Origin of the sequence: Alteromonas sp. C1M14 (genome assembly GCF_018860965.1) — a bacterium.
GTDB lineage: Bacteria > Pseudomonadota > Gammaproteobacteria > Enterobacterales > Alteromonadaceae > Alteromonas.
This window is the reverse complement of record NZ_JAHKQF010000002.1, coordinates 118,212-134,212: the sequence shown is the minus strand read 5'-3', so window position 1 is coordinate 134,212 and position 16,001 is coordinate 118,212. Positions and strand designations below refer to the sequence as shown.

The window sequence follows — 16,001 nt, the reverse complement described above, 5'->3', positions numbered from 1 at the left end:
GATAGCAAATTGAAAAGCAACATGACACACAATAACAAAAAATACTGTGTATCAGGCTTCGGCCCGTCGAGCCGTCTTTTCCACTTGTTTATAGGGCCGCAGCGAGGCATTCATTATACTATTGTGCAGCACCGACTCGCTGGTTAAAAAAAGCACATGGGTATAAGACGATTGCATTACATTAAATCGGTCATACATGGGTTTATCTATGCGCGATAACTGAGCCAGGCGCTTCTTGGTTAAAGGCGTCAATGCAGAGGCGCACCGACTGACCTCAATTCGGGTTACGCATAACGTTACTTTGTGTTCGTGTAATTGTTGTTTTACGTTGTTACGCAAGGCCCCGAAGCGAAAACTCGGTTCAGGTAGAAAGACAAGTTTACTGTCACTGTTTCGTACACAATGAAACACAGAAGTATGAGTAACTGCGCCGCTAAAAATCGCACTTAGTAGCTCTGATTTTGGTTTTTGTGCTTCTCTGTCTGCAAAAAAACCATGCATAGGCGCCACATTATCCACTTGGGAAAACGGATAAAGATCATCACAGTCTGAGGTCTGATACACGGTTTTTAGGCGGTTAAGTAAATAGCGATTAGTGGTGCATAAAATACTGGCTGAGGGATGATGACGCATGGCCAATTCCCAAAGAAAACGATGGGTATTTCGCTGTAAAAGTGCTAAATCTCGGTTTTTAAAATACGCCGCATTTTTTTGTACAAACTGGCCAATACCGCTGGCGATAGTATCTCGCTTAGTTGGCAGTTTTAACCGCATTTCTCGCGTGTTGGGATTATAGTCAACCACCTCGTATTTCTGATTTTTTACTTTCAGTTCCGGTATTGTTACCTTAATTTCTTTATCGACTTTTTTAGGCTGTTGCTCAAATACCAAGCGTAGCCCACGAACAGAAATGTCTTTTATTGTGACCGGCGCTGCCGTTAATAATCCAGTTTTTACGGCCCCGGGCCTATCCAGTAAAAAGCGCGACTCTACTCGGTTATCCAAGCCTTCTTCTCTGACAATATCCATAGCAAAACTATTGAGATCATCAACAAAATCCTCAGCTACAGCGGGAATAGCCCGCTTTTCTGTAATGACTAAATCCGCAAGAGATGAAGAAACCTCTTTATAAAAGATCACTTTATCGATATCAGCAAGGTCAGGGTAATCCAGTAATGTCAGGTCGTGAATGGAAAACGCTTTTTCTTTGTCTTCAGCTTCTACCCCAGCTAACCGACATTGTAGGCAACGTAAACTGCCATTTTTGTTCATGATATGAATCACTGGCGCGAGAAGATCGCTAGATTCCAGTTCTCGTAGTGTGGCGGTGAGGTAATAGTCGCCTTGTTTCGAAGACATGGTGCCACTGATGATATACACCTCTTTATAGCGATGTATTTCAGTCATTAATCGCGGAAACAGACGCTTTCTTGTTGCAATGTTTAAGCCTTGGCGGCCACCGCTTAGCGTTTCGTTGTTTTTCGTAAACAATGCCATTTGGGGCCGTAACCCTTTTGGCGTTCGATTGATAAACACGGGCACCCAAGGTGAATTATCTAAAATGCGATCCCGTTCAAGATCTTGCATGGTCCGTTCGCTTTCCAGCTGCCGTTGTAACGGTTGCTGGAATGACGCTAGATTGATGTATTTTTCGATTATCTGTGTCATTTTGGGGCCAACGGATGCCGCCATTTTAAAGTGTGTCTCGTACTTTTCTGTTTGTTGATTAAATTTCATGGCACTGGCCACATAATTAATCGTTAGCCCCTTAGGTAAACCAGGCACATCAGGAAAGTGAAAATTAAACTCGTCTCCCGCGCCAACTTTTGCTGGCCTTTTACTCTCCAATGTCATGGTTTTATAACCTAACGACGACACACTGCAGTTACGCCCTCTTTCAAACTCGGGACTTGATACTGGAAAGTTTGGGGTAATGGCAATATCTTCACCGAAATGAATATCTTGTAGCGATTGGGTTTCAACGGTAAAGGCGTCTACCACCTTTTTGTAATTTTCTTTTTTGATGTGTTCTTGATAGAAATCAGAACTCGTAAGTGTTTCGAACACACCCACGGTGTAACGTTGTTGATACAGTGCAGACTCTTTGTGCAAGATACGAGTGCCCACTTTATCTAAGCACATTTGTACCCCAAAGTGAGAAAATTTAAAAACGGGAAACTGGGCAAAAGCGGAATTATCTACGGGCGCGTCAGTAAGCGAAGTAAGTCTGATGACTTCGTCCCTGATTATCTTCCTGACTGGACTAGGAACCCTTCCGGCAAATTTGTTTAACCCTTCGAGTAACTTATTGTGTTGCTCGTAAGGTATCAGTGCGCGTATGAGAGGTTGATATTGTTTTATTATTTTTCTTTCGTTAGAGGCTGACATACTCAGCATAAACATCCATTATTTAACGCTTAACTAATATAACGCGTAAAATATAATGGTCAAGATGTAATCTAAATTAATACTTTAGATTAAGTTGTACAGACACTGCCTTGAGTTAGCAGGCGGGTTCAAGGCAGTGGTACAAACTAAAACGAATTAGTGGCGCGGAGGCATGTTGTCAGGTACAGCAACCAATTCATCGTCCATCAATTTGCAGGTTGCCTCTACTTCATCCCCCTCTGGGCTCGTAATGGTAACCGTATCGCCTTCGGCAGCATCGGCACACACATCAAAGGCTTCCTGTGGCGGCTTTTGACCACGAGGGCCACCTTGTTGTGCACAACTTACGGATGAAAAACTAATTAATGCTAATAATGTAACTGTGGTTAAGCGATTCATTTTATCACCTTTATAAATAACGATAAGAAGAACCTATAATATAAAGGTAAAAAGTGCAGAATCAGTGCAGAGATTCAGTAAATTTTGTGTATATTGTTTGCCGATGTAGGCAGGGGTTAACCGCTGATTTATACTAGCTAGATGAAACTATCTCAAAAATTATTCTTTATTCTCGTTGGCTCTACCTGCCTGATCCTCACCCTTTCTTTATTGTTAGCGCGTTGGAGTTTTGAGCAAGGATTCAGCGAGTTTATCCTTAACCAAGAATCCGATCGCTTAGCGACGTTACGCACCTTTTTAATAAGGGAGTACGAAGCTAACAATAATCGCTGGGACGGCATCGATCCCAACGCCTTTGTAACGGATCAAGCTCCCTGGGTTAACGGTCCTCCCCGGCCTCCTCGCGGCGGGCCGCCAAATGTACAACCATTTAGAGATCCCAGTTTGGAAACCGGGCCTCCTACGGCGCTATTAACTCCAGACGGACAATACATTACCGGAAATAGGAATGACGGACTTTCTGATGGCAGCATGCATCGTTTCGATATGCCGTTAGTATTAGACGGAGAGTCCATTGGCATTTTACGCAGTTGGCGTCCAAAAGAGCCTGATACGGTGGTCGCTCAATCATTCTCACGTCAACAGTTATGGTCGATTATTATTATTGGCCTGATTTGCTTAGCCACCGTGATTTTATTTGCCATTATTGTAATACCGCGGATGCTAGCGCCCTTTCGTGATCTTATGCGAGCGGTAAACGAATTAGAACAAGGCCATTATGACTTATCTCCTACCACAGACAGAAAAGACGAATTTGGCCATTTAATGAGAAAAGTGTCTTCGTTGGCTCAAGTATTAAAAACAAATCGTGAAACAAAAAACCGCTGGTTTGCCGATATTTCTCATGAATTACGTACACCCCTTACGATCTTATCCGGTGAAATTGAACTGATTAAAGCCAAAATACGCCCTTTCAATGAAGAGCAGGTTTTATCCATCGAACAAGAAGTCATGCGTTTACGTCGCCTTGTGGACGATCTCTATCAATTGTCTTTAAATGATATCGGCGGCCTTAGGTACCATTTTGAACAGGTAAATTTATCTGATATTCTCGCCAGTCAGTTAGAATGTGTCGATTACAGCGCAAAAGATAAAAATATAACAATCGATGCCTCCTACCCTGCACGTTGTGAACTTAAAGGAGATGGGCAACGACTTAGGCAACTCATATTGAACCTACTTGTTAATGGGATTACTTATACCAATAATGGAGGGATCATTCGCGTTTCCATCGCCTTTACAAATGATCATATCACCGTCATTATTGAGGACTCCCCGCCTGGGGTAGAGGAAAAACATATCCACGCACTATTTGAACCCTTGTACAGAACTGACAGTTCACGTACTCGTAAAACGGATGGTGCAGGTCTTGGCTTAACCATTTGCCGGTCAATAGTCGAGGCCCATAATGGGACCATAACCGCCTTACCTTCTTCGTTAGGTGGATTAAAAATAGAAGTCAATTTCCCCTGTTCATTGAGGTCACATGATACCCGCTAAAACCATACTCATTGTTGAAGACGAACCCAAAATTGCAAATATATTGGCCGACTACCTTGCAATGGAAGGCTTTGAAACTCGGATTATCGGTGATGGTTTGTATGCTGTAGAGGAAGTAAGAAAATACCAACCAACGGCGGTGATCCTCGATCGTATGTTACCGAATGTGGATGGGCTGACCATTTGCAAACAAATAAGGCAGTTTTCCCAAGTCCCAATATTGATGCTCACTGCCAGAGTTGAAGAAATCGATCGTCTGATTGGCTTGAATGCCGGTGCCGATGACTATGTGTGTAAGCCCTTTTCGGTAAGGGAGGTGGTCGCACGGATCCACACTATATTACGTCGTACTCACCTAACGGAGTCACCCACCTCGCCTTCGTTGCTTACCTTTAGATACATTAAGTTAGATTGCGAACGCTATAGTTGTATGTCTAACAATGATTACGTCGAACTCACACCGGTGGAGTTTCGATTGTTGAAAACCCTTATCAGTAAGCCCGGCGTGGTTTATTCCAGAGACAGTTTAATACAGCATTGTTATGATGACGGACGAATTGTCAGCAATCGCACGGTAGACAGTCACATGAAAAACCTACGTCAAAAGATCAGTATTGAAAACGAGCCGCCATTAATACAAGCGGTTTATGGTGTTGGCTACAAGGTTGTTTAAACTCGTCGATATACACTAAACGTACTAGATTTCTGCACAGTTACTGCACAATTTACCTTTACACTCTTTGAAGCCTATTTTAAAGATAAGCGGACCGATTCACTTCGCTTCTCGGTTTCAAGGGAACTGCATCATGAATACTTTTAGTCTTATTTCCGGTACGGTAGTTTGTTCTACCTTGCTCGTGGCATGTGGCGGCTCAGACTCCTCAAACACAAGCTTAACTGAAGACACCAGCACAGAAAGCGACACTGTCAGCACTGACGTGGGGCCGGATATATCGCTCTTTTTAAGTGATGGTTTAGCCGAGGAAATCAGCACTGAAGATTGTACTCTTAGCGACGGTACCAACACCACTTGCTACCGTATAACAGTAGCCGGAGTGCCAGCGAATACAGATATCGGCCCTTTTTGTCCCCGCTATATCACCGATGATGAAACTGCTGGTGGTATCTGGTTTGACGGTTCTGGTGAACTCTATTCGTTGTCTGGTGAATTTATCGAAAATATCAGTGATATTTATGGTGATGACTGGTTATTGTATGATCCCGCTACCGGCGAAGTAAACGTAACCGACACCCAAACCGCTTGTGAAGCTGCAGCCCGCCCCAATGTGGATGAGGCCTATCAAAATCATTGTGTTGAATGTGACATTGCTTACTACAACGGTGGTGTTAGCCAAACCTTCTTAATACCGACCACTCCCTCAAGATTAGCCAATCCAGACAGTGCCCAGAACAATATCGGGGTGACGCTTAATGGCGTACTGCTGGCAGGACCTGCGCCAGTAGACGCTATTTTGTCGGCTAATACTATCGCCGCATTCGATGATTGTGGTGGGCATGTGAATCCTGCAGACGGATATCACTATCATGCTGCCACAGGTTGCTCAGAGGTTGTCACTGAAGTTGATGGCCACGCTAACCTCATGGGGTATGCACTTGATGGATATGGAATTTATGGAATGCTCGATGCAGCAGGTGAAGAATCTTATGATCTTGATGAATGCCGCGGACACGAAGATGACACCCGTGGCTATCACTACCACACAGCAAGCGCAGCCGAAAATATGTTTATCGGTTGCTTTTCTGGTGCCCAGGCGAATTAAAGGAAAATAAAATGAGATTTTTAATGTTGTTACTGGCCTGTGTTTCACATGGTGTCCTTGCCCATAGTGGACATGTTAACCAACAAGCCGTTACTGCATGCGAAGGCAAGAAAAAAAGTGATCCATGCAGTTATACTGTGCATGACACACAAAAGTACATAGGCACCTGCCAGGCATTCTCTAAAGCCCTTATGTGTGTAAGAAACCAGCCCATTGAAAACTTACAACAAACTGCGAATGCGAAAGCCGTGTTACTTAAGCAGTATCAATTAGCCATTGATGTTTCACACAGTAGCGATGTCTATTTTTAATGGTAGAAAACAAAAAAGCCGCACAATGTGCGGCTTTTTTTATTCTAGCTGATAGCGCTATCTACCCGTTCTCTTAATTCTTTACCTGGTTTAAAGTGAGGAACGTATTTACCGTCCAATTTCACTGTATCACCCGTTTTAGGATTACGTCCTACACGTGGTGCCCGGTAATGAAGAGAAAAGCTGCCGAAACCTCGGATTTCTATGCGCTCGCCCTTTTGAAGGGTTTGTGCCATCTGTTCCAAAATTTCTTTTATCGCCAACTCCAAATCTTTTGCTGGGATGTGTCGCGCTTGATCCGCGAGCCGTTCAATTAGTTCCGACTTGGTCATTTAAAACCTCTCTCGTAAAACAGTTATCTTACAGCTACTACGGGGTACGGGTGCAAAGGTTCACACCCGTAGAAGCAATTATTCGCCTTTCGCAGCTTTAAATGCTTCAGCCATCGCGTTTGCGAAGCCGCCGTCATCTTGCTGGTTAACTTTCTCGATAGCTTCTTTTTCGTCAGCCTGATCTTTCGCTTTAACAGACAGGTTAACAGTGCGATTTTTACGGTCTACGCCCATAAATTTCGCTTCGATGCTTTCGCCAACGCTAAATACTTCTGAAGCATCTTCTACACGGTCGCGAGATAAATCTGCAACACGAACATAGCCTTCAACTTCTTCAGCCAGGTTAACTGTAACGCCTTTGGCGTCAACAGCAGTAACTGTACCGTTAACGATAGCACCTTTCTTATTATCTGTCAGATACTTGTTGAAAGGATCTTCTTCGATTTGCTTAACGCCAAGAGAGATACGCTCACGCTCAGGGTCGACTTGAAGAACAACGGCAGAAATTTCGTCGCCTTTCTTATAGTCACGAACTGCATCTTCGCCAGTTTTGTTCCAGCTGATGTCAGATAAGTGAACCAAACCGTCGATGCCACCGTCAAGACCAATGAAAATACCAAAGTCAGTGATAGACTTGATCTTTCCAGAAACCTTGTCGCCTTTCTCGTGAGATTTAGCAAACTCTTCCCAAGGATTCGCAATGCACTGTTTCAGACCCAGAGAAATACGACGACGTTCTTCGTCAATTTCTAGAACCATTACTTCAACAGTATCGCCTAAGCTAACCACTTTAGATGGGTGGATGTTTTTGTTAGTCCAATCCATTTCAGATACGTGAACCAAACCTTCAACACCATCTTCGATTTCTACGAAACAACCGTAGTCAGTCAGATTAGTTACCTGGCCAGAGATCTTAGTACCTTCAGGGTAACGACCAGAGATGTCGTGCCATGGGTCGTTGCCCATTTGCTTCATACCCAGAGATACACGTTGCTTTTCTTTGTCGAACTTCAGCACTTTAACGTTGATTTCGTCACCAACATTAACGATTTCGCTTGGGTGCTTAACACGTTTCCAAGCCATATCAGTGATGTGCAGTAAGCCGTCTACGCCACCTAGATCTACGAAAGCACCGTAATCAGTCAGGTTCTTAACGATACCTTTGATTTCGTGACCTTCTTCTAAGTTAGCCAGCAAGGTTTCGCGCTCGGCACTGCTTTCTGCTTCGATAACAGCACGACGTGAAACAACAACGTTGTTACGCTTAGCATCTAACTTGATTACTTTGAACTCAAGCTCTTTGCCTTCCAGGTGGGTCGTGTCACGTACTGGACGTACATCAACCAAAGAACCTGGTAAGAACGCGCGTACACTGTTTACTTCAACAGTGAAACCGCCTTTAACTTTACCGTTGATAACGCCTTTAATTGTGACTTTATCTTCGTAAGCTTTTTCCAGCTCAACCCACGCTTCGTGACGCTTCGCTTTTTCACGAGACAGGATTGTTTCACCGAAACCATCTTCTACTGCATCAAGGGCTACATCTACAGAGTCGCCAACAGCGATTTCAAGTTCGCCTTCGGCGTTTTTGAATTGGTCGGCTGGTATAGCACTTTCTGATTTCAAGCCTGCATCAACAAGAACGATGTCTTTGTCGATAGAAACAACAGTACCTTTAACAATGGATCCAGGACGAGTTTCTAATTCCTGTAGGCTTTCTTCAAAAAGTTGTGCAAAATTTTCAGTCATATAAGTTCAGTTAATTTTAAGTTGACAACCACATTACAGTCCGGATAACGTGGGGTTACTAACAAAAATCGTCACATCCTGTGTCGACAAATAACAATTTAACAGAAACAGTCAGCGTAACCGCTACGAACTAACGTAGTTTAGCGTTGATGATTTCCATCGCTTTATCAAACACTTGCGTTATATCCAAGTGCGTAGAATCTATAATTACCGCATCTTCTGCCGGTACTAATGGCGCTATGGCGCGATTCGCATCACGATCATCCCGCGCTTTAATATCGGTTAAAAGGCGCGCAATATTAACATCCATACCTTTGTTTTTCAACTGGCTGTAGCGTCGCTCGGCCCGTGCCTCGGCACTAGCGGTAAGAAATAGCTTTACACCCGCATCAGGAAACACCACCGTTCCCATATCGCGACCATCCGCGACTAAACCAGGCAGTTGCTGAAAAGCTCGCTGGCGACGCAACAAGGCTTCTCTTACCCGAGGTAGAGCAGCAACTTTAGACGCCGCCGCTGCAACTTGCTCTGAGCGAATATCGTCAGTAACATCCTCGCCTTCCAAGATAATACGTGCCGCATTACCCTCAGTTTCAAAACTGACATCAAGACCAGAGGCCAAGGGCACAACACATGCCTCGTCATCGATGGGTAAATCATGATGTAACGCCGCTACAGCTAAAACACGATAAATCGCGCCACTGTCAAGGAAATGCCAGCCAAGTTTTTCTGCTAGCAAACTACTAAGGGTTCCTTTGCCCGCTCCACTTGGTCCGTCAACCGTGACGACAGGGATAGGTTGCATGCCTGCTCCAGTTTAAAAAAAGGTTAATAAATCGCGCGCAATTATACGCACCTCTCCTACAGAAGCAATGCCAACTAAAGTATTGTCGGCACCTCACTTCTAAGACGTAAAATGCGCTTTCTCGTGCACAAGCCGAGTTTATTGGCAGATGGTGGCGAACCGAGAAAAATAATCAGGGAAGGTTTTTGCTGTACAACCTGGATCGTTAATTGTCACTGCGGTATTGCTCAGTGCCACTAACGAAAAACACATGGCAATACGGTGATCATTATAAGTATCAATGGCAGCGTGTTTTAACTTCTCACATGGCCACACTGTAATGTAATCGTGGCCTTCTTCCACTTCCACACCTAGCTTGCGAAGTTCCGTCGCCATGGCGAACAATCTGTCAGTTTCTTTAACGCGCCAGTTATAAATATTACGGATGGAGGTTGGACCTGCTGCGAACAGCGCCGTAGTCGCAATGGTCATAGCTGCATCAGGGATATGATTCATATCCATATCCACGCCTTTTAACGGCGCCCCTTCTACTTCGATGGCATCCGCATGCCAAGTGATCGTCGCGCCCATGGCTTCCAATACATCGGCAAAACGAATATCCCCTTGAATACTTTCACTGCCAATACCCGTTACTTTAACGGTACCACCTTTTATTGCTCCGGCAGCAAGGAAGTAGGACGCCGAAGACGCATCCCCTTCGACCAAGAACGTACCGGGTGCCTGGTAAACCTGTTTACCTTTCACCGCAAAGCTGGCGTAATCGTTATTCACCACGTTAATACCAAATTTGGCCATGGTATCTAGAGTAATATCAATATAAGGCTTAGACACTAATTCGCCTTTTATGCGAATTAACGTATCTGTTTCAAATAACGGGGCGGCCATAAGCACTGCCGTTAAAAACTGACTTGAAACACTGCCATCAACAAAAACCTCACTGCCTGATAACGGGCAGCCTTCAATTTTTAGTGGTGGAAATCCTGTTTCTTTTAAATACGTAATCTTTGCGCCAATATGATTGAGGGCATCCACGAGATCGCCAATGGGCCGTTCTTCCATGCGAGGTTCACCCGTTAGCGTGACCTCAATATCACTGGCGGCAAGCACCGCACATAACGGACGCATAGCCGTACCAGCATTGCCCAAAAACAATTCTACTGGCCCGTCTTGTTTATCGAATTTTCCGCCCACCCCTTGCACCACGCATTGGGTTTTGCAGGGACTAAGTTGATAGCTAACCCCCAGCTTCACCAATGCGTTAAGCATATGGTGAATGTCTTCGCTATCGAGAAGATTGGTTAGGGTGGTTTCACCTTCTGCCAATGCCGCTAATAGTAAGGCGCGGTTTGACAAACTTTTTGACCCCGGGACGTTAACTTCGCCGTTAACCCGGTTAATTGGCGATAATGTAAGTTGTTCCATTGACTGCTACCCGTGCTTCTTCTCAAACTGCTGCATAAAATCAACCAAGGCGACCACACCGTCGATGGGCATCGCATTGTAAATACTGGCTCGCATACCGCCCACCGAACGGTGACCTTTAAGGGCCATCAGTCCCGCTTGGGAAGATTCCTCTAAAAATAAGGCGTTAAGTGAATCGTCGGCTAAATGGAAAGGTACGTTCATACGAGAACGGTTTTCGGGATGCACGGGATTGCTATAAAAATCGCTACTATCGATAGCGCTATATAATAACGCCGCTTTTTCTTTATTGCGTTGTGCCATGGCCTCTAGTCCACCATTAGCCTTCAGCCATTTAAATACCAAGCCGGCTAAGTACCAAGAGAAAGTGGGTGGCGTGTTATACATAGAGTCGTGTTTCGCCATCAGTTCATAATTAAAGATAGAAGGCGTTTCTTTACGGGCTTTACCGATAAGATCATCACGCACAATCAGTACCGACAATCCAGATGGACCGATATTTTTTTGCGCACCCGCATAGATTATTCCATGACGGCTAACATCCAGCGGTTGAGACAAGATACAAGATGACATATCAGACACTAACGGCACATCGCCACTTTGGGGTAACCAGTCAAAAGCGATGCCATCTACGGTTTCATTAGGACAAAAATGTAAATATGCCGCTGACGGGTCAATCTCGTTTGCGGTCAGTTTAGGTACAAACTGCAAACCGTCTTTAGCGATGGTTTCGCCTACCACTTTGGCCTGATTATATTTGCTAGCTTCCGCCACCGCCCCTTTTGACCAAGAGCCTGTCACGAGATGTAACGAGGTGTCGTTTGCATTGGAAATATTAAGCGGAACAGAAGCAAATTGCCCTCGACCACCACCATGGGCAAACAGCACCTTATAATTGTCGGGCACAGCGAGTAAATCTCGTAAATCTTGTTCGGCGGTAGCCGCAACTTCGATAAACGCTTTACCCCGATGGCTAACTTCCATCACTGAGCAACCTGAACCTTGCCAATTGAGGAATTCACTTTGTGCCTGCGCCATGACTTCTGCTGGCAACATTGCCGGCCCTGCACTGAAGTTAAATACTTTATTCATATGTTCTTTCAATACCTGTAAACAAAACAAGCGGCAAAAGCCGCTTGTTAAATAAGGATCAACGCGCCTCTTAAAAAAGAGGCGCCGCACTTATTCTTCCGTCGTTGGCTTATCATTTTCACTGCTATCAGCAGCGGCATCTTCGTTTACTGATGCTTCGACGGTGTCTTCCCCGTCTTCATGTATTTCAAGTTCTTCGTCTATCACTTCTTCGATGCGTTGCAATCCAACAACGTTCTCATCTTCAGCAGTGCGAATGAGGCGAACACCTTGGGTATTTCGTCCTACCATTGAAACTTCATCAACGCGAGTACGTACCAAGGTACCTTGATCACTGATCAACATAATTTCATCATGACTGTCTACTTGTACGGCACCAACTACTTTACCGTTCCGTTCTGACACCTTGATAGAAACCACGCCTTGGGTAGCACGACTTTTCGCTGGATAATCTTCTAATGGCGTACGTTTACCATAGCCATTTTCTGTGGCCGTCAAAATGGCGCCCTCGCCCCGCGGAACAATAAGCGATACCACCCGTTGTCCATCTTGTAAGCGTATTCCCCTCACACCGGTAGCAGTACGTCCCATGGGACGCAAGGCCATTAGTTCTTCGCCAGTTTCCGGATCCCGTTTCACTTCACCGGTTTCAGAATCTCGCAATTTTTCGTTAAAGCGCACCACTTTACCTTCATCGGAGAACAACATGATATCGTCATCTCCATGGGTAATGGCCACGCCTATTAATTCGTCACCCTCATTAAGGTTCACGGCAATAATACCGTTGGAACGGGGTCTGGAATAAGAGCTAAGATCGGTTTTCTTCACCGTACCGTTTGCGGTGGCCATCAGTACAAACTTACCTTCTTCAAATTCCTTGATAGGCAAGATAGCAGTGATCCGCTCGTCGTCTTGTAACGGCAAAATATTAACGATGGGTTTACCACGGGCATTTCGACTGGCGAAAGGTAATTGATACACTTTCAACCAATACAAGCGACCACGGGTTGAGAAACATAAAATATGATCATGGGTGTTAGCCACCAATAAACGCTCGATGATATCTTCATCTTTCATTCGCGTGGCCGATTTACCCTTACCACCGCGACGCTGAGCTTCGTATTCAGTCAGTTTCTGGTATTTCACATACCCTTCACGGGACAAGGTGACTACCACATCTTCTTGTTCGATAAGATCTTCAATATCAATATCGTGGCTAGCTGCGGTAATTTCCGTGCGACGTTCATCACCAAATTCTTCACGAACTTTTTCTAGTTCTTCACGAATCACTTCCATAAGGCGCTCTGGGCTACGCAGTATATGCAGTAATTCAGCAATAACTTCGAGTAACTCTTTATACTCACCCAGAATTTTTTCGTGCTCTAAACCCGTTAGCTTGTGCAAACGAAGGTCGAGTATTGCTTGGGCTTGTTGCTCAGTGAGGTAATACTTACCGTCTCTGATACCAAATTCTGGCGTTAGCCAATCTGGTCTTGCCGCATCATCACCCGCTCTTTCGAGCATGTCTGCAACATCGCCTAATTGCCAGCCTTGGGAGACTAAGCCTTTTTTCGCTTCAGCAGGACTCGGCGACGCTTTGATTAATTCAATAATAGGATCGATATTGGTGAGCGCGATAGCCAGCCCTTCCAATATATGAGCCCGATCCCGGGCCTTACGTAATTCGAACACCGTGCGTCGGGTTACCACTTCACGACGATGAAGAATAAAGGCTTCGAGCATTTCCTTAAGGTTAAATACCTTAGGCTGATTATTGTCCAATGCCACCATATTGATACCAAATACCGTTTGTAACTGGGTATTGGCATACAAATGATTCAATAAGACTTCCGCTGATTCATTTCGCTTAACTTCTACGACAATACGCATGCCGTCTTTGTCAGACTCGTCACGAAGTGCAGAAATGCCTTCAATGCGCTTTTCTTTAACCAGCTCAGCGATCTTTTCAATTAAGCGTGCTTTATTTACCTGATAGGGAATTTCGTTAACGATGATGGTTTCTTTACCATTGGCATCGGTTTCGATATCGGCTTTAGCGCGTAGGTAGATTTTTCCCCGTCCGGTACGATACGCATCATCAATACCCTTGCGTCCGCTGATCATGGCGGCAGTAGGAAAATCCGGCCCCGGGATATATTGCATTAGATCGTCAATGGTAATGGACGAATCTTCAATTAATGCAATACAGCCGTTAATTACTTCGGTTAGGTTATGTGGCGGAATGTTCGTCGCCATACCTACTGCAATACCGGAAGAGCCGTTAACTAATAAGTTAGGTACTTTAGTAGGCAGTACATCAGGAATATGTTCAGTACCGTCGTAGTTAGGAACAAAATCAACGGTTTCTTTTTCTAAATCAGCCAACAGCTCGTGGGCAATTTTGGCCATACGAACTTCGGTGTAACGCATGGCAGCGGCTGAATCACCATCAACGGAACCAAAGTTCCCTTGGCCATCAACCAGCATATAACGCAAAGAGAACGGTTGCGCCATCCGTACGATGGTGTCGTACACTGCGCTATCACCGTGAGGATGATATTTACCGATAACGTCACCCACCACACGGGCAGATTTTTTATACGGCTTATTAAAGTCATTCTTAAGTTCGTTCATCGCAAATAAAACGCGACGGTGTACGGGTTTGAGGCCGTCTCTTACGTCAGGCAATGCGCGCCCGACAATAACGCTCATCGCATAATCGAGATAAGAATTCTTGAGTTCTTCCTCTATATTAACGGGGAGAATTTCTTTAGCGTTATCAGTCATAAACTGCTATGTCCCTTGATTCAGATTATCAGCGTATCCACTGCAATAGATCTTAAAGAAAAGCCTATCACAGCATCGCTTTCTTATATTATGGGGTGTACAAGTAATCTGTAAGTGTATCACCGGATGAAAAATTAATGTAGCGCTTAATAAGGTGTCTTGGGCTTGCAAGTAACCAAGCGGTTATTTTTCGCCCAATCAAACCTTTCCCACAGCAGAAACATCCCATTTTAGTGCCATATCATGTATCGTAATCTCATTGTTTTATCGGTTAGCAAAAAATAGAAGCAACGCCAATGTCAAATGTGGATCATAACGAAATTACTAAGTTCAGTGACCTCGCCTCTAGATGGTGGGATACTGAAAGTGAATTTAAACCTTTACACCTTATCAATCCCCTGCGCTTAGATTTCGTGCAACAACATTGTGATGGCTTATATGACAAACAGGTACTCGATGTTGGCTGCGGCGGCGGTATTCTTACCGAGTCGATGGCTAAAATGGGGGCGAAAGTCACGGGTATCGATCTTGCCGAGGCCTCTTTAGAAGTTGCGAAACTCCATAGTTTAGAGTCCGCTGTGGAAGTAGATTATCATTGTGTCAGTGCCGAAGACTATGCCCAAGCCCATGAAGGGTCATTTGATGTGGTCACCTGTATGGAAATGTTAGAACACGTCCCCGACCCTGCTTCTATCGTTCAGGCATGTTCACAATTGGTTAAGCCAGGTGGTCATGTTTTCTTTTCTACATTAAATAGAAATATTAAGTCCTGGTTGATGGGCATTGTGGGTGCAGAATACATTTTAAAACTGGTGCCTCGGGGTACCCATCAGCACGAACGTTTCATTAAGCCTTCAGAGTTAATGGCGATGACAGATCGCAGCGATCTTGCAGCACGTCATGCTACTGGACTGCATATGGATCCCCTCAGTCGTCAATTCTATTTATCCGACAAAAACATAGATGTGAATTATATTATTCATACGCAGAAACCTGGCTAGAATCACAACATGTAGTGCTCGATGGACAGCATTTAATCTACATGTCGTATTTATGAACGAACCAGAATTTGCAAGTAAAAAAGTTTTAATGCCAATATTAAAAACAATAAAACGGTTGCATTTGCCTGATCTGTGCTTAGTCGACCCTTACTAGGTGAGTCGTTACTAACCTAAAATTGAAGTCGGTTTAAGTGTACATTTAAACACCAGATATTGGGTTGCAATATGATTCAAACCTCACTATCTTGTGTTGTGTCCACGGTGACGGCGACGACGTCGGCACCGCTCATTTTGAGATCGCGGAATTTACTTCGAGATCATCCCTGGACCAATATAAATTTCGCTGCATTTTCTATCAAAAAAACGATGAATAG

General features: G+C 44.5%; 13 protein-coding genes. 5 read left to right on the top strand and 8 right to left on the bottom strand.

Annotated features, from left to right (window positions below; translation table 11 throughout):
* Window positions 1-51: 51 nt before the first annotated feature.
* Together KO501_RS01100 and KO501_RS01095 are read right to left on the bottom strand one after the other, a co-directional pair.
* Complete coding sequence (locus KO501_RS01100; RefSeq protein ID WP_216027802.1) at window positions 52-2,397, bottom strand: PilZ domain-containing protein; 2,346 nt, start codon at window positions 2,395-2,397, stop codon at window positions 52-54.
* Window positions 2,398-2,544: 147 nt separating this feature from the next.
* Window positions 2,545-2,787, bottom strand: a complete 243-nt coding sequence (locus KO501_RS01095; protein WP_216027801.1) for a hypothetical protein — start codon at window positions 2,785-2,787, stop codon at window positions 2,545-2,547.
* 141 nt (window positions 2,788-2,928) lie between these two features.
* On the opposite strand from KO501_RS01095, the gene KO501_RS01090 reads away from it, so the two are divergent.
* The 4 genes from KO501_RS01090 to KO501_RS01075 all read left to right on the top strand — a co-directional run bounded on the left by KO501_RS01090 (window position 2,929) and on the right by KO501_RS01075 (window position 6,439).
* Window positions 2,929-4,347: an ATP-binding protein gene (locus KO501_RS01090; RefSeq protein ID WP_216027800.1), complete on the top strand. Its 1,419-nt coding sequence runs from the start codon at window positions 2,929-2,931 to the stop codon at window positions 4,345-4,347.
* The gene (locus KO501_RS01085) at window positions 4,334-5,020 is read left to right on the top strand and encodes a response regulator (protein WP_216027799.1); all 687 of its coding nucleotides are present in this window, start codon (window positions 4,334-4,336) and stop codon (window positions 5,018-5,020) included. Before KO501_RS01090 ends, KO501_RS01085 begins: the two co-directional genes overlap by 14 nt.
* 133 nt (window positions 5,021-5,153) lie before the next feature.
* The gene (locus KO501_RS01080; RefSeq protein ID WP_216027798.1) at window positions 5,154-6,128 is read left to right on the top strand and encodes a YHYH protein; all 975 of its coding nucleotides are present in this window, start codon (window positions 5,154-5,156) and stop codon (window positions 6,126-6,128) included.
* An 11-nt stretch (window positions 6,129-6,139) separates the two neighbouring features.
* On the top strand, window positions 6,140-6,439 hold the full coding sequence (locus KO501_RS01075; RefSeq protein WP_216027797.1) for a hypothetical protein: 300 nt from the start codon (window positions 6,140-6,142) through the stop codon (window positions 6,437-6,439).
* Window positions 6,440-6,483: 44 nt separating this feature from the next.
* Here the strand turns inward: KO501_RS01075 and ihfB are convergent, their stop codons facing one another.
* From ihfB to gyrA, 6 genes are all read right to left on the bottom strand, one after another.
* A complete protein-coding gene (ihfB, locus tag KO501_RS01070) occupies window positions 6,484-6,771 on the bottom strand; it encodes an integration host factor subunit beta (RefSeq protein WP_216027796.1) in 288 nt (95 codons plus the stop codon).
* A 78-nt stretch (window positions 6,772-6,849) separates the two neighbouring features.
* A complete protein-coding gene (gene rpsA / locus KO501_RS01065; protein WP_216027795.1) occupies window positions 6,850-8,520 on the bottom strand; it encodes a 30S ribosomal protein S1 in 1,671 nt (556 codons plus the stop codon).
* Between the two features lie 130 nt (window positions 8,521-8,650).
* Window positions 8,651-9,325: a (d)CMP kinase gene (gene cmk, locus KO501_RS01060; protein WP_216027794.1), complete on the bottom strand. Its 675-nt coding sequence runs from the start codon at window positions 9,323-9,325 to the stop codon at window positions 8,651-8,653.
* Between the two features lie 138 nt (window positions 9,326-9,463).
* On the bottom strand, window positions 9,464-10,747 hold the full coding sequence (gene aroA, locus KO501_RS01055; RefSeq protein WP_216027793.1) for a 3-phosphoshikimate 1-carboxyvinyltransferase: 1,284 nt from the start codon (window positions 10,745-10,747) through the stop codon (window positions 9,464-9,466).
* Window positions 10,748-10,753: 6 nt separating this feature from the next.
* Entirely contained in the window at window positions 10,754-11,839 is a 1,086-nt protein-coding gene (serC, locus tag KO501_RS01050) for a 3-phosphoserine/phosphohydroxythreonine transaminase (protein WP_216027792.1), read from the bottom strand.
* A gap of 90 nt (window positions 11,840-11,929) precedes the next feature.
* Window positions 11,930-14,626, bottom strand: a complete 2,697-nt coding sequence (gene gyrA, locus KO501_RS01045) for a DNA topoisomerase (ATP-hydrolyzing) subunit A (RefSeq protein WP_216027791.1) — start codon at window positions 14,624-14,626, stop codon at window positions 11,930-11,932.
* A 296-nt stretch (window positions 14,627-14,922) separates the two neighbouring features.
* Here gyrA and ubiG point away from each other — a divergent pair, with 296 nt between their 5' ends.
* Window positions 14,923-15,627, top strand: a complete 705-nt coding sequence (ubiG, locus tag KO501_RS01040; protein WP_216027790.1) for a bifunctional 2-polyprenyl-6-hydroxyphenol methylase/3-demethylubiquinol 3-O-methyltransferase UbiG — start codon at window positions 14,923-14,925, stop codon at window positions 15,625-15,627.
* The last annotated feature ends 374 nt before the right edge of the window (window positions 15,628-16,001 follow it).